The organism is Sphingobacterium faecium (genome assembly GCF_003054045.1).
Classification (GTDB): Bacteria; Bacteroidota; Bacteroidia; order Sphingobacteriales; family Sphingobacteriaceae; genus Sphingobacterium; species Sphingobacterium faecium.
Genome location: NZ_QBKH01000001.1, coordinates 279,409 through 300,857, shown reverse-complemented (window position 1 = coordinate 300,857; position 21,449 = coordinate 279,409). Strand labels below are relative to the sequence as shown.

Sequence of the window (21,449 nt, the reverse complement as noted above, 5' to 3'; positions counted from 1 at the left end):
GATATTATTTAATAGCCTGTTCAGGTCTTACCAATCCTTGATTAAGATCATGTACCACACCATTACGACACAGATAGTCCATCTTTGCCCTGATTCCATACGATACTTGAGCAATTATGGGTGCTGTGACGGTACGGTCTGCACGTAATCTGAGGTAGTAACTTAATATAAAACTGGGGTAGTCCTCTCCGGCAGCAAAACTCATCTCATGCAGATTGTTCTTTAACTGATAGGTATAGCCCCCAGTAGTCGCAATGATCCCCATAACTTTAGCATCGGATACAAAAAAGTGTTTGTCATAGATGAGGTAAGATCCAAACAGCACATCAGCACGATATTTTTCTGGGCTTAATGTTTGTAATGTTTCTTCGGTAATACCCACTTCTTCCAATGCTTCATTGGTCGGCGCAAAGATGGTGAAGGGCCCATTCGTTGCCAGTTGATCCCATAAACCAAATTTCTTCAACCCACTTACAAAAACACGGTAGGTAGGACGTGCTGCCAACCAGGCCTGAATAGAGGTATCAAATTGTGGTTTCATCATTTTATCCAAAACATACAAAACGCCATTGGCTAAAATCACATCTTTTCTAGACGCCTTTGCTCCACTGAAAAAAAGCTCATTTGTAGGCGTACCACCATTTGGTCCCACCGAACCTAGCGAAGCATATAACTCCGAACCGGCTAGCGTGGCATAGCGCACATCTACCCCATTTGATGGGATATCCCGCAAGAGCATACGGCGAGGAAGAATATGGTATTGGATCACTTTTTTTAAACTGTCCAGATTCATCTTATCAAAATCTGAAGGTCTAAATATGCCTAATTCATTAAATGCGGCATCTGTAGGCACCAAAACGGTATAAGGTCCCTTTTCATTTAATGTTGATGCCAATCCCACTTTTTCCAGCGCAGCACTGAATAAGGTCATTTCATAATTATTTTTGATAAAATCCGATGCTGGACGTAAGTTCTCGTTGGGTACGACCACCGTTAAATCGGGATGTTCACAAGAGAAAAGGAAAAACGAAAGCATAAATAATACGTACTGCCTTACTGGATACCATCTCTTATCGATTATCTTATAGTTCATATTTAAAATCTCCTAGCTAACTGTTAATAAACTGGTGGTGCATATTTGCGTTGAATGGTGGTCAGGTAAATCCGGCCATTGACCACTTCTAATGTGTTGACTGTTGCAAAAGTTTGTGGATTATGGGTGCCGGAATGCACATTGACCAAGAGGTTCGGCAACTGCGTTCCATTATCAGATCCTTCTAATGATACTTTTCCATTCTTCAGGCAGTTCACGGATGCCCAATTGCCTCCGGTAGCGATATCACCGGAGAAAAAAGGATTATTGGTAATATCCATACCTGGAATAAAGAAATCAAACCGTTGCCAGATATCAGTCTGGATACCATTACTTTTACTGCTTGCCCACAGCGGAAAACTCACATAAGGACTGACCGCAGCGTTGGTATTATTACGGGTCAATCGCGTTAAAAATTTACCTTTATAACCAGGTACTGTCTGTGCTTGAACAAAAGGTTTTTCTTGACTTTCATACAGCGAAAGAAAGATATTCATCTCGTCTTTGATCCCATTTTTAAAACTCCGCAGTAAGTAATCATCATCTTTCAAAGTCAGATCGGCCTCTAAGAAGCCTGTTGCACTCATGTTGTAAAAATTGACATAGACCAAGGAATCAGAAAGTGGCAGTTTATGAAAATTCTCCTGACGCAAGAGCAATCCATGCGTTTTGGTCACAAAATCTTTTTGCAGCAGATGCAGGGTATACACCTCTTTACTTGCTAGATGGATCACCGTATCGATTAAAACATCTGTCTTCAGGTGACTTTCTAATTCCAAAAAAGGTATGCTGTTCTTTGGTCGATAGGCGAAAATAATGCGCAGGTCTCCCGACGGAACTTGAGCCCAGCTGCTTAAATCAAATCCGTTTAAGATAGGGCCTACCAGTACATTTTCTTTACCTGGATATTCTGGATTATCCACTGTGGTACTATTTCCGATATGTGAGGGATAAGGTGGAGCATAAGCTGCTCTTTTATCCAGAAAGTCACCTACAATCTCGGCTCCTGTTATTGCTCCTCCTGCACCAAAGGTAGGATTGATCAACATACAGAAATAGGGCACTTTATCATCTTTACTGCCTAAGGTCTGAACATAATTGAGGTTGTTGAACACCCGTAGATAGGCAGGTTCGGCGATGGCTGTATATTCCACCTTATTACAACTTGTAAATAGGGAAACACACAGCAGCCATAGTGCTAAGTAAATCGTTAATCGTTGATTTTTCATATCAATATTTTTTTAAATCATGGTCAGACAAGAATACTTATGCCTTCCATTATCGGGTATGTTTAACTAAAATCATTCTTGCTTTATCGGTCGCAGTAGCATCTTTTGAACTCTTGCCAATAAGAGCAACCGTATATACGCCTGCTTCCTGTATGGGTTCGGGGCGTCCTGATTTCTCGTAAAGTTTTTTATTGGCGATAAAAGCTTCGTGTGTCAACACGCTGATATCGCTTGCCCATATACCTGGAACGACATCAGGTGTCGAACGATAGACCATAAATTCAAAAGGATTATAGAGCATTCGATATCCGATATATGGTCTTTCCATCTTCGGAATTCCAGGTTGTAGATTTTCTACCGCGTCCCGATTATCGAAAGACGTGGCAGGAGACTGTCCATTGCCCACGGTAAACGTCACATATGGATTTCCAATGGATAAGTTTAAAAAGCGTTTTGGGAAATAAAACTGATATTGTAAACGGGCAAAACTGGCATCATCCTGAGCTCCTGTATAGACCGAACCACTTAAGTCATTGGCTACTAATAGCAGTTGAGGTTTACCATCTTGTTGGGGATAAAGCCAAATGGTATAATTTTGTGCCGGTTGCATCGCCTGCTCCAAAGAAACCAATACTTTGCCTGATGCATCCAAGGCTTCTATCATATGTGTTCCCTGAATCATATTGAGATAATTACTGGCCTGACCAAAAGTCAAAGCATTGGCTAGTGGTTTACCATCAACCCGAAAATTGACCGGTTGACCTGCTCGCGCATTAGCTGCTTGAATACGGGAATAGGTCCGGTTGGCAGGAGCTACTACATCGGTCAATACCTGAAAAGCATTCTGATAATACGAAGAGGTATTTCCGATTTCATCGACGTAGTAATTAAATTCTCCGGGAGCAACCAACAAGGTATACACGCCACCGGGTTGATAGGTCGTGACGGGAGCGTAATGCAAATTGCTATTGCTCGAATGATCGATAGCGATCGTGGATGTCGACGGATGAAGGACAGTGTATGCGTAAGTATCTGCTCCCAAAGCTGGAATCTGTCTTCCGTCTTGGAGCAATAACCTAAACTGATAGGTACCATAAGGCAGTTCAATATAATCAGAAGCTACTGCATTTGTCTGTATATTATTGGTCTGTGTACTGACCAATGTACCATCGGCATACGCTAGAGATACGGCCCCCGTAATATCTTCCTGCATACCCAAAAGGCCCATGGTCTGATGTTTGATAGGACCACCCAGATTGACGACTCGGATTTTAAAATGATCCGGTTTTGAAGGAGCGGAAACCGCACGTGGCACCGCTACTATATCCGGTTGTCCATCCATAAATAACGTAGGCATCAAGAAATAATCCATCGGTTTACGGTAATCGTTGGCAGCCTGAAAAGTAATGTCCCGATCTAAAGCCCCCTGATAATGACGTATCCCCAACGTAAGCTTTACTTGATCCTGTTGGTTAAAGAGATCCTGTGGAATTACCCAGCTTTTACCCAATCGTCCGTCTACAGGAAAATAGGATGTACCCGGATAGCGATCCGTATCTGGAGCGTCTGGACGACGCACGATAAAATTGGTTAAACTATCTTTACCTGAAATAACCTGATTAAATCCAGCCATATTTATAATCCGCACATTTGATCGTTCACGGTTTTCCGTTACCGCCCGATTGTCAACACCCATATCCATTTTTTCTTTCTGACAGGCCGTAAACACGAATGTGAAAAATAAAATGGCCACATACATGAGGTGGTTATCCACTAGGCGACACCAATAAGCTTGTTGCGTATGATCGCGTTTGTACTGTTTAAAGTCTAATTTTTGATATCGCATGACTACAATAAATTATATGTAAAGCCTACCATGATTTCCGCACCGCGTTTATAACTACGGTTGATGTACTCGTTGCCGTACCATTTTCCTCCCGTTTGCGGATTAGCATACACCGTTTTAATCGCTGGATTCATGATATTTTTGGCAAAGCCCTTAAATTGAATTCTTTTATTGATCCGTTGACTAAATACAAAGTCCAGATAAGGAACTGGCTGTGTATATAGATCTGGCTCACCCGTTAGATTGATCTGGACCAAGCGTTCGCCGACCATATTAAAGGTCATCGTTAGATCTGTTCCTGATTGATCATTATCATAATTTAACCAAGCGTTGATCGAATAGGGAGCTTGTTCAAACAGGGGGCTATTTTTTGGTGAATGTCGATCCAATGAGCGATTGGCTTCATAGCGCGCCGCTGATTTTTGGATCTCACTTTGAGCAAGCATGAGGTTGGAGCCTACGAAGAAATTGCGTAAAGGATCGATCAAAGTTCCCAAGTTTTTAACCACTTCAAACTCTACTCCCCATACTTTACCGACATTGACATCATTCTGGAATTGTATGGTCGGAAATTCTGGGTAAGTAGCTGCCAATCCCTGAGTTTCCAGATTAAACACTTTGACCAATTGGTTTTCGATACGCTTACCAAAAGCCGAAACGGCTATAACCTCACCTTTTGCCGGAAACCATTCCCATCTAAAATCTGCATTTTGTGTATATTGATTTTTTAGATTTGGATTTCCAACGACCAATCCCATTTGAAAAGCGTCAAATTCAAATACATTGGTAATTTCCCGAAGCTCCGGCCTTGCTAAAGTCGTATTGACAGCGCCCCTGAAATTCATGTTATCGTTTAAGGTAAACGTTGCATTCAACGAGTAAAAAGGCTTATAACCTGTTTTATAGACCGAGTTTGGATCAATCGGATTAAGCGGTATTGGAGCTTCTCCATTGGCACCTGTTGTCAATGAAGGATCCAAAAATACGCCAGCTGTATCGACTGTAGAGCCAATATTGGTCATTTCAAATCGAACACCCCCTGCCATACGGAAACGGTCGGTCAATTTTAGATCAAGCATACCGTATAGGGCATTGGTTTCAAAATAACCGGTATAATTGTTCGGTGATTTCTGACTGTTATATAAAAATCCGCCGATAGGCATCATTCCTTCACCCTGACCAGCTGCTGGTATTTTCACTCCAATGATTTCATTACTGACCAGACGATTCAGATTACCTTCAACGTCATAGAGCGGTAATGCTTTATTTCTGGTAAAATTCGATCCTGGTAAGAATAACTGGTTTTCTGTAAAATCCCGATCCCGAAACAAATAGTTTACCCCTGTTTTGAACTCTTGCTTCTGACCTAATAAGCGGAAAGGAATGCTGATATCAGCTTTGTAATTGTAATTCTGTTCTGTCAGATTTCGCCATCTCCGGCCATTCGGCTCCGCCTGCATAATACCATAGGTACCAAATCCATTGACATAACCTGAAGTCAAGGCATACAAATGTTGAGTATACACCTCTTCTGTTTCACCATTATTTGCGCCCACAACTGGTCTGCTATAATAACCTCCACCACGCGGGATATAGTCTGCTAAACTCGCGAAACGAAAATCAGGATCATTCTGTTTGGATTTTGAACTGGCCACATTGTAACTTAGACGAGGAGAAAGATCACCTTTTAAAAATTTGTGTTCTCCTTGTAAATTGAAGGTATTCAGGTTTCTGAACGTCTGTTTAAGCGAATAGGTTGTACTTCTCACCTCTCCCGGCAAACCCGTGTATTCGTATCGACCATTTAGGTGAGTAGATTTTGTTTCACCGCCCCAGCTCCCGAGGTACTGCATACTGATTTCATGCTGTGGATTAAATCGGTAGGTCAGTCCCACCAGCGTTCCATAATTCAATGTTTCGGTTCCGGTATTTTCCTTATAAGTCTGATATTTGCCCATGTACAGACTATTGGGTGTAATATAATTTGGAATATTGCGGACACTGTACACGTCTGGATTACCAGTTACGACTCCTTGATAGATACTATATTGTGTCAAGTCACCGCCACTGATATCGGTTGTTCTTCTATAATAATTACCACCTAAAATGACCCCTAGCTTATGTCTCTTATTAAACAGGTCATAACTGTTTCCAAAGGTGGCCGAATACAACTGGTTCAATGGCGCTTTTTTATAGGTACTGGTCATCACAGGATCAAAGCCCTGCATAATGCCGTTAATCCGTCCGACCTCCTGATAAGCATCGTTGCTATAATTACTGTTGGCGATCATATTGTGGATCGATGATAAGCCTGCGGGATATTCTTTTGCTAGATGTAAGAAATCAGTCGACAGATTTTTATTATTGATCTTTGTGCCCAAAAATCCCATCTCACTATTCCAGAAACTATTGTACTTCCCTCCCATCCCAATATTGGAATTTAATCCGGTCTGTGCTATGACTTCGAAAGTCATCCGATCGGGGACAGACTTTGTTTTCAGTTCTACAATCCCCGAAGCCGCATCTGCCGGTTTATCAGGTGTCACCGTTTTATATATGGTGATGTTATCCAATAAGGAAGCAGGTACCAAATCTAAAGGGATAGAACTACGGTCAGGATCCGATGATGCCAGACGTACTCCGTTTAGCTGTCCAATCACCGATCGGTCACCAAGACCGCGTACCGCAACATATTTATCGTCAGTAACGGTTACTCCGGTGACCCGTTGTAAAGCTTGAGTCGTGGTAATACTTCCCGTACGCTGTATCAATTCAGCCGAAATGGCATCCTGAACAATAGATGCTCGTTTACGCTCTTCCAAAACGGCAACTTCGGTATTTGCTTTACGTCGCGCCTGTACCCTGACTTCCACCTCATCTAATGCTGTTGAAGCAGAACGCAGTTGGATTAGGATATTACGTTCGGCGGCGTTAATCGATACTTCTCGGGATTGGTATCCCAATAAAGTGAATACAAACACCTGTATGCTTTTGGGAACGATGATTGTAAAATTGCCCGAGGCATCGGTAGTCGCACCCAATGAAAGACCCTTGACCCGAATGGTGACCCCTGCAAGAGCCGCTTTATTATTCACATCTTGCACCCTTCCGGTAATCGTAAATTGCTGTTGTTCGGGTTTGGATTTGCTTCCAGCATTTTCTGGAGCATCGGTCACCACTACTAATTTATTTTTAATCACATATCGAAAAGGTAGATCGGAAAAACAAGCCATTAATGCCTGTTCAATGGAAGCATCCTTCAGGTTAATATGGATCGGTTTGGTATTTTTAAATAATTCAGTATCATAAAAAAAGTCGTACTGACTTTGTTTTCTGAATTCCTGTAATATGGATGGTATGTTGCTATTTTGTTTATTCAGTGTAATGCGTTGTCCAAAAGTAGACGCACTGACCTGAACCAACAAGCAAGTCATTAACATCATGGTGATTTTCATAACACGCATGCATTGATAAAAATTCATATGTATTTATTGTCCTTTAACAAGACTATATAGCAGATTCATGACGGGTGTTTACCCAATGCAAATGAATATTTTATATATTTGTTGTCGTTAATATTAATTGATGATTTTGTTCGCACAACGTTATCGATCAGCTTAACGCACTAGCCAGAGGTGTTACGAGCACCTTTGGCCTTTTTTTAAAAGCCGATCAGGTATTATAGAGGTATTAATCGGTCACAATAATCCTCCTTTCTATCAATTTCAATTTTGCTTTTCCCGTTATTTCAACCATATCCATAATAGCAGTCAAAGGCTGAGAACGCGAAACGATGCCATCAAATTTGAGTTTTCCTAAATGTGGTGGACATACGATATCCACATCGTACCAACGCGAAACTTTACGCAGGATACTGGTTAATGGCTCACTTTTAAACACAAAATCTCCGGCAGTCCATGCTACCTGCTGCTCGACATCTGCCGTACTTACGACCAGGTGTTTATCTAAGAATGATTGCTGTCCGGGACGCAACAGAATCGATTCGCCGTTTAAAGAAGAGGTAACCCGCACACTTCCTTCCAGCAGTGTAGTAACTATTCCGGGTTCATCGGGATAGGAGTTCACATTAAAATGCGTACCTAATACTTGGATCTCCTGATGCGCTGTTTCCACATAAAAAGGGATACGCTCGACCCGACCATGTTGACGCTTTTCCCTTTTGGCGATTTCAAAATATATCTCACCGGTCATTTTTACCCGGCGCTCGTTATGTTCAAAATGTAGGGGATAGTGTAAGGTTGATGAAGCATTCAACCAAGCCTTAGAGCCATCGGGTAAGGTAAGTCGATACTGCCCTCCTTTAGGAGTGGTAATGGTATTGGAAGCATTCCTGTTGCTGGATTCGGATTCGGAAACGCTGTAAATAAGTTGACCACTTTTTGTTTTCTCTACACGCACACCGCCTTCTAAGGCCAATGTTCCGACTGCAACTTCATCCAATGAGATGGTCGAACCATCTGCCAATGTCAATAAGGCTTTATCTTCTCCGGGTATTACTACACTTTGCTTATTGTTATCAGGTTCAGATAGGAAAGATTGACGTAACATCAAGTACGATAGGGAACCGATGAGCAGTAGTGAAGCCGCGATCTTTAGCCATGGGGAAATTCGAAAACGGGTATCCGTTTTCTTATTTTTTTTTGCGATCTGCTCCTTGAGGCGGAGATAATGATCTTCAACAGTAGTTACGGCGGCATGATAGGCCAACGTTTGGACTATCCGCTTCTGTTCTTCTACTTCTTTACGGTACTGCGCATGGTCTTGCAGCCAGTTTTCCCATTTGGCAACATCCTGAGCTGGGTATCCTTTACAATAGTTGATGAAGCTCTCATCTGCTAACAATGCTTTCAGATTCAGTTCTTCCATGTTTTATTTTTCTTCATTTGATCAATAGAGCATGGAGTATGCTATTTTCACTACTGATTTTGTAAAAAAAATAAAAAAAATGTTGAAAGGGCCCCAATGGCTATTTTAAGGAATGTTTCTTGTTCTGCAGTCAACAGATTTCTTAATTTATCCACAGACTTATAGATGGTATTGTAGACGGTATTGATGGAAATACCATTTGCAGCAGCAATTTCTTGGTAGGATAATCCAAGATAAAATTTTTGGTAAATCAGCAAACGTTGTTTCTCGCCTAGCTCATCAACTTTTTCTTTTACAAAGCGTCCCACCTCGTCTTCCGTATAGCGCTGTATAAAACCATCCTCCACAGAAGGAACTTCGCAGTTCTCCAATAAAGTGGCGATTGTCGGAATCATTTCATACTTCTTGGCATCATCACGAAATAGTTTCCGCAAAAAGATGGTAATGATGTAATTATGCAGATTGTGTATGCTGCTACTTTTAGCTCTGTTTTCCCATAAATGAAGAAACACATCATTGATGGCATCTTGAATGATATCGATAGCAAAACCACGTTTGGTGCCTACATAGCTGAGATAATGATGGTAGTATTCGTAAATCTGATAAAACGCTTCTTCACATGCTGCTGCAACAAATGTATTCCAGTGTTCTTTCAGTTCGTGACGTGTTATAGGAGACATAAATTCAAGATCATACGGTTAACTTTTCTTTACAAAGAAATAGAACGCATATTAACAGAGCATTAATTATAAATAACCAAATCATGTCATATTGATCCTCCATATAAAGCCGAGCAGCAGCTCGGCACACGATGTACCTGCCCCCTATTGTCTATCTAATATATCCGATTCCTTTATCCGGATCATTTAAAAGGTATATTATCTTGTCCATCATGTCTGTATGTGTACCTAATCTGTTTTTTCAATTTCTTTAATTCTACAAATGCAACTATATTGCATTTAATATATTAGTTTTATATCTTTGCTTTTGTATTACACTTAAGAAAACAGATTATATATGATACCTGAAACATTTGAACAATGGAAAACCTTTTTGGTACATGATTGCAAGATCCCGCTAACAGCAGAATTTGCCAGAACGAGACTTACTGTTTACCAGGACTTTAACAAATCGGAAACGAAAACATTCATCCGCTTATATGGCTCTCAACACCATCAAAACATCATTCGCTGGTTTACAAAAATAGTTGAAGGTTCGATTGAGGATCAGATCAGCTAGGTTTTACACGTGCGGACTTTATCTCACGAAAGTCCCCTTACCACTTACATTAAAATACTAAAGAATTAAATACATGCAGACAAAAACATCCGTATCCACTCCTGATGGGATCAAGCAAAAGAAACTCCCCGTTACCGTATTAAGCGGATTTCTTGGTGCTGGAAAAACAACCCTCCTCAATCATATTTTACATAATAAGGAGGGGTTGAAGGTAGCAGTGATCGTCAACGATATGAGCGAGGTCAATGTGGACGCGCGCTTGGTTGAACATCAACACACGCTATCACGTACAGAAGAAAAATTGGTTGAAATGAGCAACGGTTGCATTTGCTGTACCCTACGCGAAGATCTCATGGTTGAGGTGGAAAAACTCGCGAATGAAGGTCGATTTGATTATTTATTGATTGAGAGCACAGGCATCAGTGAGCCTATTCCGGTAGCGCAGACTTTTTCCTATGTTGACGAAGAGTATGGTATCGACTTGTCTCGCTTCAGCTATATCGACACCATGGTGACGGTGGTGGATTGCTTTAACTTTTTCAAAGATTTTGGTACAAATGAAATGCTACAGGATCGCAATCTAACAGATATGGAAGGTGACGACCGAACGATCGTCAACCTGCTGACCGACCAGATCGAGTTTGCGAATGTCATCATCTTGAATAAAACAGATCTGGTGGATGCTGGGACCGTTGGTGTTTTAAAGGCTGCGATACACAAATTAAATCCTGGGGCAAAAATAATCAGTTCTGTTTTTGGAAAAGTAAGTCCAAAAGAAGTATTAAACACCAAACTTTTTGATTTTGATGAAGCCCAGAATTCGGCAGGATGGCAAAAGGAATTGGAGTCGGAACAGCATACTCCCGAAACAGAAGAATATGGGATCAGTTCGTTTGTATTCAGAAATCAAAGACCTTTTCATCCTGAACGGTTTTGGCATTACTTAAACCATCAGTATCCCGCAGGTATTATACGTGCCAAGGGTCTTTTCTGGCTAGCCTCCCGTCGTGATGAAGCTTTAAATTTTTCTCAGGCTGGCGGCTCTTCGCGCCTAGAGACTGCTGGTGTGTGGTGGATCAGTATGTCCTACTTCGAACGCATACAATTTGAAATTTACTTCGCCAATAAAGACTATATCGAAGGTCGCTGGAGTAAACAATGGGGGGATAGAATAAATGAACTTGTCTTTATTGGACAAGAAATCAATGAAAACAAGGTGAGGATGGACCTGGAAAAATGCTTACTCCAAGAAGATGAGTTTTATCTGTTTGATAAAAATATCAGGTTTGAAGATCCTTTTCCAACCCATATATAAGGTGGATCATCTTGACTAAAAATGAAATAACATGGTTGCATAAATAAGCACCATGTTATTTTTTTATCAGGGGACATCATTATAGATGTGTACATCAGCCCTGTAATTGATTTCCTCATCTCTTAATGATCTGTCAGATCTTTTAAATTTTTACTGCACTATTTTTTCAATCTCCAAGGCGATCAAACGCTTAATAACGGACCTGCTTAATCGATCAAAAAATAGCTTCTATCGGTTGATCATGCCTTTTGATCGGTAGAATTTTTAAAGGATGTGGTGTTGCTCTACTTTTAAAGAAAAATTAAAAGATATGTCACTATACACACCGCTTATTTGGATCTCTATCATGCTACCGTTAATGGCTATAGCATTTGCCAAAACAAAAAAAGTAAATTCAAAATTTTTAATCCTTTTCATCGTCTATTTTTTAGCTGATTGTTATATCCAGCATTTTAGCAGACAGTATGTTAGCCTGGATTCGATCGGACTCAAATTTTCATGGGTCGGTAAAATCTTAAGTTTATTGTTATCGCTGACCATCATTTTTTCGGTAAGCAAAACTCATCGTGAGCAGATCGGATTCACCTCGAAAAGTAATGCAAAGAAACAGGTCCGATTCGGGATTTTTCTATTCCTTGGATTCTTACTTTTTGATTTGATTTTCAAATTGATCCTATTCCCTAAAGGAGGTCATTTTGATCTTGAGACATTCGCTTTCCAGGCAACAATGCCCGGTTTAACGGAAGAATTGGTCTTCAGGGGCATTTGCTTTTGGCTTCTTGATCAAGCTTTTACTCCCCAATGGAATATAAAAGGGATCTCATTTGGCTGGGGATTTGTTATCGTGACGCTTTTATTCAGTGTTGCACATGGTGTTGTGCTCACGGAAGATCATCAACTCAAATTTGATATCATCACGATCATCTACCTCACGCTGATATCTTCGCTCAGTCTGGGCCTATTGCGAAAATTTTCAGGTAACCTGATTTACCCCATCCTTGGACACAATACCGTCAATCTATGTAATGCAATCATTAGAATTTTATAATCAAACAACGGCTAACGATAGCAAGGGTAATCTTTCCAATAAGCGATCACCAACAGTATGGTCGCTTGTCTTTTTATACAAAAACTATCCCTATAAAGCGTTCAAAAAACTATATTTGGTTGATCTTTTTAAACACATTTCATGTCGCAGGATACACAGGTTTTCTCCAGCTATTTAACGAGTAAGATAGCAGAATTTGATTTTGAGCGTTTATATACCAAAACAAATCGAATGCTGCTGCATGTATGCATGTGGTTTACTTTTTCAGTCTTATTGCTGCTAAGCTACATACTGGCTTACAAACTCTCTCTATTTAATGCTGTGATCCTCACCATCAGGATGACGACTGTTAATATGCTCGTATTCTATCTCTTCTTTTATGTCTTGCTATCCAAGATTTTAGCTGGAGGCAGGAATAAGATCATTGTACTATTGATCATTAGTTTGCCTTTCCTGTTGTTTATCTGGATTGCGATCACCTATTTCTTTTCCCACCTCTATCATGCTTTGGGGTTTGAAATCGAAAATGGGGAACTTAAAGGAGCGATTAAGATGAGTGCCGATCAAACGTTTTTACAGGCTGTTTCTTTCAAACGCATGATCTCGCAGGCCTTCATCGTGATTTCGATTCTATCGCCCTTCTTTTTTGTGAAAATTCTATTTGAAATCTCTAAACTTTATAGTAAAACTTTAAAAATTCAGCAGGAAAAAGCAAGCTTAGAAATAGAAAATATCCATATTGAAAAAAACTTTTTGAAAGCCCAGCTCAATCCACATTTTCTATTCAATACCTTAAACAATCTATATGGGCTTGCGATAAAAAAAGATCCCGCAACGCCAGATGTGATCGTCAATCTTTCGGATATTATGAGTTACACCCTCTATGAATCCAATACAGAAAAGGTATTCTTACAAAAAGAACTGGAATTTATAAAAAACTATAGCGAACTTGAAAAAATGCGCTATCCAGCTGATAAAAAGATTGTATTACAGATTCCGGATGAAAACAATTTGATGGGATTATATATTGCTCCATTGCTCACTTTTACTTTTATAGAAAATGCCTTTAAATATGGTCTTAGCCATAACAAAGAACAGTTTATATATTTGAGTATAAAAATTGAGGACAATCAATTTTACTTTCATCTTGAAAATGATGTAGATGACCATGTTTCCACAAAGGAGTTTGGAGGTATTGGGATTGCGAATGTTCAAAAGCGCTTGCAGTTGTTATATCCCGATAAACATGAACTCAGGATTGAAAATCTCCAACATAAATTTGTTGTCAGCTTAAAAATAAATTTAACAACTCATGGATAAGTTCACGTGCATCGTTGCAGATGATGAACCGCTCGGTAGAGAGGTGATCGAAACGTTTATAAAAGAAATTCCTTTTCTGACCCTCGTGGCATCCTTTGGTGATTCCGTAGAAGCGCTGCTCTATTTACAAAACCATCAGGTCGATATTATGTTTAGTGATATCCAAATGCCAAAAATAAATGGGATGGAGCTGGTACATGCCTTGGTCAATCCTCCTGTTATTATTTTTGTTACTGCCCATCGCGATTTCGCATTGGATAGTTTTGATGCTGGGGCAACCGACTATCTGGTAAAACCGGTTCGATTCGATCGGTTTTTAAAGGCTGTCAACAGAGCTAAAGAAAGAGTCCTGACAAGTAAGGCTACTACAAGCCCAGAGACTAAGCCTGACCGTATATTTATCAAATCGGAAGGAAGGTTAGTCAAAATTGTATTGAATGAAATCCTTTATATAGAAGCGCAAGGCGATTACCTGAAGATCGTCATTCCCGAAAATAGCTATACCACGCAAGCTACGCTCAAATCTATGGACGAAATCCTAGATAAGCAGCTCTTTTTTCGTGTGCAGCGTTCGTTTATCCTTAATATCGAAGCTGTCAAAACCGTCAGCGGAAATATGATCGAGTTGACCAATGGTAAATCAATAGCTATTGCTTTAAATAAAAAGGAAGAGTTTTTCAAGTTGTTGGGCATCAAATAAAAGAGATAATTTTATTATATTTACTTAAGATCCTTATGGTAGATATACAATTTAAGAACAGTAAAATTAGTACAGGTATTTTCCTATGTATAGCCTTTATTGCGCTTTTACTTTTCTTTATTTTTAACTCGTCAAACAGCTATGCTCCCATTCTACTATTTTTAATATTCGTCACGCTTCATATCTTATATTTTCATAAAATTAGGTTCTGGATCGAACATAAAAAAGGAAGACCAGGATTAAGCATAGAAGAACAAGGAATAGTAAATAACACAGCAGATACCCCCATTTTTATTCCTTGGAATGATATTCAAACTTTTGAAACCGGCTTTTATCGCGCGCAGAATCAAATCTTTATCCACGTTAAGGATGAGAAAAAATATGACCAAGTTAAACGTACAGCTTACTTAACTGCTTTAAATGCGATAGGTCGTTTTTTGAGGTCAAAACCTGATTTACTTTGGATCGATGTTGATGTTTTAGCGATTTCTGAACCACAACTTTTGCTGTTACTTCAAACTCGATTAAAAGCATATGGTGAAGCGAATCGGTGAGTGCTGTTATGAGTGCTTATTTAAAATTAAACACGGCTTTTAAAACTGCCATTCGCCCTCTTAGCTCATAGCTGTTATGCATTTGCATGTTCGCAGATACCGAATAGGTTTCAAATTTTTTAACATTCGCCAGATTCGTCAAGTTGAGTTCAAAGTCCGTTTTTGATTTTTTGTGACGATAGCGGATGAAGGTATCGAAAAACAAGTAATTAAAATCGTTGAATCCAGGTTGATGCGCATAGACATTACGAGCACTGAACCGTACATGAAAACCGGAGAACAAGGTCATCGGTAACCCAAGCTGATGGGAAGCCTGGAATGTATTTCGATCCAATCTCCTCACCTTTCCTTTCTGTTTACTGCTCATCCACGACAACTGCCCCGTGTACGAAAGATTCAATTGTTTCCAGATTTTTAATTCCAAATTAGGTCTCAAGGTATAGCCTATATTTTGAAATGGGAGGATCTCGTTATTAAAAAACTGATTATAATCGGAAAGGGACCACGATGCTGCCAGCTTCATGGTACTGGATAAGGCAAAGATATATTTGTCAAATCCAACAGACGCCTGATAAGAATTGACGATATTTTCCTGTTCGATCAATTGTGTCTGTGTCGATTGATCATTCACCACATTGGATAGTATGGTGTTGGAGATGGATTGTTTATAATTCAATCCTACATTCATAAATAACAATTTTATCGTTCTCCCTACCTTATAATTTAAGCCAAACTCATTGTTTTTATTTTCGGTGATAACACCGTTATTGCTTGAGAAGGTGCGATAGTTTCTAATCAATAGCCCCTGATACACATTTTCTATATTTCCAAATGAATGGCTTCGTTGATAAGAAAAACTAAGTTCATCTTCCTGACTCACACGAAGCCTAGCGGAAAATGTAGGATTGAATAAAATATCATGTTGATTTTTATCGAGGTTAAAATAAGGATCCGCATAAAAGGTATATTGCCATGAAACCGGCAATACCAGTCGAGTGGCCAATCTCCTATTGCTCCATTCATATTCTGCATTTGCAGAAACGGAGGAGCGATTCCAATGCAGCTTATTTTGAGTAGAATCTAGCGCGACATCCGCGATATTGCCCGCTTTATGGATCGCGATATTAGATCTCAATTTTTGATCTTCGACCATCGCACCGAGATTGTAGTATTGTTTTAATTTCCCTTTAGGAAGTCTATATCCGACACTTGCTTGTGTAAAAACTGTTGGAACTTCCACATGCTGCCAAGTCTGTTCATAAGGAACCCCTCCTGAGAACACATCAGGAAAGAGCCCTGGGGAGAATGATAAAGTTTGCGGTTTGGTCGCGTAATTGAGATACCAGTTTACTTGGACAATATCACCATTTTTAAGTGCAGGTACCCATTCCAATTGATTTGAAAAGCCTTTTATTTGATGATGGAGACTGCCCAAAATAGCTTCCCCATTGCTTCCGATATTTGCCTCACGATCTTCCTTTTCATACTCAAATGAAAAAGCATTATTGATATAGCGTTTCTCTATATTTTTATTTAAACTCAAGCGCAGTGCCGCTAGCCATTCCGTTGTTTGGGTATACTGATTTTCATCAAAAATATAATCGCCATCTTCTGAAAAATAACTCGTCTCTCCTTTAAAATTGGTGTTATTTTTATCCTGTAAGAGCTGAATATTGGATTTCAATTGGAAGCCATTTTTGATATTCAATAGATTGTTGGCATTTAAAGCCACCGAATTATTCATAAAATAATTTGATTTGGCTACAGGAGGACCGCCGACAGTACCTAGAGCCAGTAGATTATTAACGGCCGAATACCCCATTCGCGAGAGCACAGTAGCTTGGTTAAACCCTGTAAAATCTCCCGTCAGATCATTTCCAATATTATTGCCCTGCAAGACATTCAATACTTTATATTTTTTATTAAACAGGATCGTATTGAGTTCGCCGTCATATTGCTTGGGTAGTCCTGCACCTAATTTTGCTTGACCCGTCAACTTCAGTTTCGCATCTTCCTTGATCACGAGATTGATCGCCACTTCATCGGTATAGCGTCTATTTTTGAGCACTTTCATGTGTTCATGATTGGTCAGTACCTCGATGTCCTTCACCATCTTATGCGGGATCGTTTTGGTTCCGATCGCATAGCGGTCATCCAATAAATCATCCCCATCAATATAGAACTTCGAAATCGCTTTTCCCTGATATTTGATACTTCCATTGTCCCCGACCTCAATACCCGGCATCCGTTTTAATACCTCACCAATGCTACGGTCCTCCTCTTTTGCAAACGAAGCCACGTTATAGGCAAGCGTATCACCAATCTGTCTGATCTGCGGTCGGCTTTTGACTTCTACATCTTCCAATAGCACTACTTTTTGCTCCAGTTCAATTGTTTTTTTTAAGCCAACTTCTGTCCATGGGATTATTTTTTTGTGGTAGCCAAGATGATTGATCTCCAGATACGCTCCATCCACATCTTTAACTGTAGCCAAAGAGAAAGCACCATCCGCCTTTGTTTCTTTGAAGGTTAACAATTTATGGTCACTAGATTTGAGCAGGACATGGATATGATTTAAGGCCTTCTTCGTGTTTTTATCCACTAAAAATCCTTCGATCACCTGTTCCTGTCCAAAAAGCTGTGCACTACAAAGCAGCAGGTAAACAATAAAAACAGCGCGTTGTAACATACTATGGTTTTAATTCTAAAGGATTATTCGTGACCGAAGAAGGTTTATAATTATCGTCATTTTTAATGGACATGGATTTAATTTTTGATGGATCTATAGCTGAGGAAGATGAAGTGGCACTACCTCCGCTACTGATAAAAACACCTGGGCTTGCAGATCTCATATTTGATTTCGATTGCATATAGGCATTGGGATTTGCCTTAAATGCTTTTTCTAATTTTTCGACTTCATCTTTTGTCGACAAAATAGCCTTTGCGGGAGTTCCAATGGTCACTTGGACATCAGCCGCCAATTTATCAAAACCTGAATATTCAAAATCCACCTCATTCTTATCATCCTTTGCGGCTAGAATAAGTCCTGGCAAACCGTGTAATTTCCAAGGTCCAAAAGAAAACGGAATATCGGTTGTAAACCAAGCGGTATAATGTCGACCTGCAAAAGTGGTGGTGGCTTTTTGACAGGTATATCCACCTATTACTTTTGTTTCATCGGCTATATTCCAATCTTGTTTAGGATAGGTTGTCTCCAATAAAAACTCATCTGAAGCAACACGCTTCACTTCTACCATCTGGGATTTAGCAGGTTCGAGTAGAAAAGATTCTTTGATGCCACTGGTCGATCTCGAGATCACTAAATTACCGTCAAAATCTGGAGCTGAAAGCATTTTTGTGGTTTGCTCCTGCATTCTGGTCGTTGAATAACTGGTATAATAACTTGTTTGCTGACCTAAATAAGTAACTACTTCATCACGGGTATGCTTATCTCTTTGTGTCGTGTCATTGACATGCTTGAATATGTAATGCACTTTGGCGATTGCCTTTTCTTGTGCTTTAACAGCCATAAAACTGACTGATATCAATACGGTTAGTAAGATCTTTTTCATAATGTTTACGATTTGTTTGTAAACTTACGAAATATTCGTAATTAACAAATAGTCCTCATGAAAAATCATTAAATAAAAATGCAAGCAACTGATTATTTGATCAATAAAATTACGATATGATTATTTTCACGTAAAATAGACCATTTTTAGTGAGCTGTAAGTATTGGTTTTTTGTGCTGTGTGGAAGATTTTTCCTGCTGCTTAGATTGTTTAATAAGGCATTGGGGGTAGATATGCTGCAAAATTTATCGTGAGCTATAATTAGAAGATATACCAGAAATATCTGCATGTACCACACTTTAAATAGATATACACGAAACATGGTATACAAAATTAGATTCCAACAACGAACATTCTGATTTACCGGCAGGTATTACAAAGCGCTTTTTATGACAAGCTCCTATTTAAAAAATCGTAAAAGAGGTTAGCAGATTTGCTTCTTTCCGAAGCATTAGCTATTTATGGTAGGGCTTATAGACACGCAACACTTTGATACCAAAATAGGGTTCTATGGTTTATTTAGCGACCAATCTACCAATTCTAGTCAGCATACCCAACCAACATTTAATTCTGATGGGTCAGACAAACTGCTCGCACTATTAGAAAAATTTATTGAAGAAGACCGCATCAAGACCCAATCCATTGCAGCATTAAGCAAAGCGGTATTAGATCTTGCCAGTGAAGTGAAGAAATTGAAAGAAGATAGATAAAGAATTATTAACATCATTTTAAATGATTAAATTCAATTTTGCAACGGGCGTTGCAAAATTGAATTTAAAATCGGTATTCACTTTATCACTGATTGTGAAACTTATCTACCCAGTGCTTTTCTTCGCTCCACCTCAGCCTGGAGGCTCTGGAACCATTCCTGATAAACACGAGGCTCATAGATCATTTGCTCCTTACTATCCTTATTCACTTGCCGCCAATAGCCACTTTTACTGGATTCGCTTCCTTCATACATCGAGATCTTAACCTCCGTCACATCATCATTAACGGCCTCCACATAAAACATAGCTTTAGAAGTGTTAGCATCTTTAGAAGAACCAGTCCAAAAGCGCTGTGATGCAGCATTTTTATTTTCAATTCTCTTACTCGCATTGATTAGACCCGTTTCTTTATCAGCACGGTCCACAATATAACTCTCCGACTGTAGCAAGCTAATAATGGACTTAAATATCAAATCTTGACCAGATTCAAATTGTTTCGTTGTCATCATTTTTACTTCAGCAGGTGATTTAGTTACCATTTGAGTAGCGCATGAACTCAACAATGCGATAAAACATAACAATACTGTCGTTTTTTTCATTTCAATATAATTCTAAAAGTTAATATGCGGTGGATACGACTGAATAATCGGCGACAACATCATGCTCATCAAACGTGATGATGAGATCAAAAGATTTACTACTACTACTTTGGCTAGCACGCTGCCCTGCAAAAAAATCTGTAGATCCAGCTTTATTCTCAACAGACATTCGATTATAACTCCAAACCTCCTTATTCAATTTGTTTTTAGAAACCAAATTCGGAGAACCAAACAACTTCATGATTTCATCTTGTGTGGTTTGCCCTTTAATTACCTTGCTTTTTACAGTACCCATGGTGAGGTTACTCTTTTGTGTATTACCCTCTGTTGCATACTTATAACTGGTACAAGAAGTAAGTGATAATACAAGTAAAACTGATCGTAATATTGTATACATAGTTTAAAATTTTGGCAAACCTATCAAATACAAATATTTAAAAGCTACGGTTAGCCGTAGGATTAATTGATATTATTCTCGTATGATAGCACAAAATACCAACGAGAAAAAGAAATTGTAAAAACTTGTATGAAAACATGAATTGATGGAAGAGAATGAACTAAATATCATACAAACTACTGAAAGATTTTTTTAGCAGAGTGCCATACGAACGAACACACTTAACATAAAAATCACATGTGTACTTGTATTGAAAAGATGATTTGGAACTATAACTAGAAATTAGAGACATTTTTATATTTTTCTTTATTCGGCAGCCAGTTTTGCGATTATTAAAAAATACCAACTCAATGATATCCTTCAATCTTTCTAGAACTTGGCAGGCTTTAAGATTATAGATACTATTTGCAAATGTGTACAAAACTCCCACTGGAAATTTCTTAAAGAATTGCTCGGAGGCTATAGATATCACTTTTTTTACCGGACCATTTAAAGTATTTAGTTGCCTAGGCAATAATATTATTTAAGTATATTCAGGCATTTAAATTCTTTAATCCAAATCGGTCAATCTTAGACTCATTGCTGAGCTACACAACAGATATCTTAACTGAATATCGAATCACCAATCCTTTCATTCAATCATGATGACCACCTAATTTCCTTTCATTTGAGAGTCATTTTAAGCGATTTAAAAGATAATCCCTACAAAAACACACTAGAGTATGGAAAAAGAAACTTAAGGACTTAAAACGCCTTATTTAAGATAAAACACATTTGAAATGTAGGTCAAGTATGAATGAAGCAAGATGAAGCGTGGATAGTGCGTTGATACTTTATCAACAGGTAATGTTTTACGCACTATCCATACTTGACCATTGCTTAGCATATGCACTACGGATGCTTGGGAGATACATGAACCACCTTGTTCCCGTGCTGGTCT

The 21,449-nt window shown here is 39.1% G+C and carries 16 protein-coding genes; 6 read left to right on the top strand and 10 right to left on the bottom strand.

The genetic code is table 11. The annotated features are described in order from the left end of the window. Positions 1 to 4: 4 nt before the first annotated feature. The 6 genes from C8N37_RS01335 to C8N37_RS01310 all read right to left on the bottom strand — a co-directional run bounded on the left by C8N37_RS01335 (position 5) and on the right by C8N37_RS01310 (position 9,735). Complete coding sequence (locus C8N37_RS01335) at positions 5 to 1,093, bottom strand: fasciclin domain-containing protein (protein WP_108157199.1); 1,089 nt, start codon at positions 1,091 to 1,093, stop codon at positions 5 to 7. Between the two features lie 23 nt (positions 1,094 to 1,116). Further along, complete coding sequence (locus C8N37_RS01330; protein WP_108157198.1) at positions 1,117 to 2,322, bottom strand: hypothetical protein; 1,206 nt, start codon at positions 2,320 to 2,322, stop codon at positions 1,117 to 1,119. 49 nt (positions 2,323 to 2,371) lie between these two features. Continuing rightward, on the bottom strand, positions 2,372 to 4,168 hold the full coding sequence (locus tag C8N37_RS01325) for a DUF4397 domain-containing protein (RefSeq protein WP_108157197.1): 1,797 nt from the start codon (positions 4,166 to 4,168) through the stop codon (positions 2,372 to 2,374). Between the two features lie 2 nt (positions 4,169 to 4,170). After that, positions 4,171 to 7,650, bottom strand: a complete 3,480-nt coding sequence (locus C8N37_RS01320) for a TonB-dependent receptor (RefSeq protein ID WP_244914309.1) — start codon at positions 7,648 to 7,650, stop codon at positions 4,171 to 4,173. Between the two features lie 208 nt (positions 7,651 to 7,858). Next, positions 7,859 to 9,055 carry a FecR family protein gene (locus tag C8N37_RS01315; protein WP_108157196.1) on the bottom strand — a complete coding sequence of 399 codons (1,197 nt, stop codon included), beginning with the start codon at positions 9,053 to 9,055 and terminating at the stop codon, positions 7,859 to 7,861. A 50-nt stretch (positions 9,056 to 9,105) separates the two neighbouring features. Then, positions 9,106 to 9,735: an RNA polymerase sigma factor gene (locus C8N37_RS01310; RefSeq protein ID WP_108157195.1), complete on the bottom strand. Its 630-nt coding sequence runs from the start codon at positions 9,733 to 9,735 to the stop codon at positions 9,106 to 9,108. Positions 9,736 to 10,367: 632 nt separating this feature from the next. Here C8N37_RS01310 and C8N37_RS01300 point away from each other — a divergent pair. From C8N37_RS01300 to C8N37_RS01280, 5 genes are all read left to right on the top strand, one after another. After that, a complete protein-coding gene (locus C8N37_RS01300) occupies positions 10,368 to 11,609 on the top strand; it encodes a GTP-binding protein (protein WP_108157193.1) in 1,242 nt (413 codons plus the stop codon). A gap of 310 nt (positions 11,610 to 11,919) precedes the next feature. Then, complete coding sequence (locus C8N37_RS01295) at positions 11,920 to 12,657, top strand: CPBP family glutamic-type intramembrane protease (RefSeq protein WP_108157751.1); 738 nt, start codon at positions 11,920 to 11,922, stop codon at positions 12,655 to 12,657. Positions 12,658 to 12,798: 141 nt separating this feature from the next. Next, positions 12,799 to 13,977 carry a sensor histidine kinase gene (locus C8N37_RS01290; RefSeq protein ID WP_211322176.1) on the top strand — a complete coding sequence of 393 codons (1,179 nt, stop codon included), beginning with the start codon at positions 12,799 to 12,801 and terminating at the stop codon, positions 13,975 to 13,977. Beyond that, positions 13,970 to 14,677, top strand: a complete 708-nt coding sequence (locus C8N37_RS01285) for a LytR/AlgR family response regulator transcription factor (protein WP_108157192.1) — start codon at positions 13,970 to 13,972, stop codon at positions 14,675 to 14,677. Before C8N37_RS01290 ends, C8N37_RS01285 begins: the two co-directional genes overlap by 8 nt. 35 nt (positions 14,678 to 14,712) lie before the next feature. Next, a complete protein-coding gene (locus C8N37_RS01280) occupies positions 14,713 to 15,231 on the top strand; it encodes an STM3941 family protein (RefSeq protein ID WP_108157191.1) in 519 nt (172 codons plus the stop codon). Between the two features lie 16 nt (positions 15,232 to 15,247). Here the strand turns inward: C8N37_RS01280 and C8N37_RS01275 are convergent, their stop codons facing one another. Both C8N37_RS01275 and C8N37_RS01270 read right to left on the bottom strand, forming a co-directional pair. Beyond that, a complete protein-coding gene (locus C8N37_RS01275) occupies positions 15,248 to 17,920 on the bottom strand; it encodes a TonB-dependent receptor (RefSeq protein ID WP_108157190.1) in 2,673 nt (890 codons plus the stop codon). A 1-nt stretch (position 17,921) separates the two neighbouring features. Next, positions 17,922 to 18,803, bottom strand: a complete 882-nt coding sequence (locus tag C8N37_RS01270) for a GLPGLI family protein (RefSeq protein ID WP_108157189.1) — start codon at positions 18,801 to 18,803, stop codon at positions 17,922 to 17,924. Between the two features lie 461 nt (positions 18,804 to 19,264). Between C8N37_RS01270 and C8N37_RS01265 the strand changes: the two genes are divergently transcribed. Further along, complete coding sequence (locus tag C8N37_RS01265) at positions 19,265 to 19,513, top strand: hypothetical protein (RefSeq protein WP_108157188.1); 249 nt, start codon at positions 19,265 to 19,267, stop codon at positions 19,511 to 19,513. Between the two features lie 101 nt (positions 19,514 to 19,614). Here the strand turns inward: C8N37_RS01265 and C8N37_RS01260 are convergent, their stop codons facing one another. Further along, positions 19,615 to 20,112 (bottom strand): hypothetical protein, encoded by a 498-nt coding sequence (locus C8N37_RS01260; RefSeq protein ID WP_146170969.1) that lies wholly within the window; start codon positions 20,110 to 20,112, stop codon positions 19,615 to 19,617. A 19-nt stretch (positions 20,113 to 20,131) separates the two neighbouring features. After that, positions 20,132 to 20,509: a hypothetical protein gene (locus C8N37_RS01255; protein ID WP_108157186.1), complete on the bottom strand. Its 378-nt coding sequence runs from the start codon at positions 20,507 to 20,509 to the stop codon at positions 20,132 to 20,134. Positions 20,510 to 21,449 lie beyond the last annotated feature (940 nt).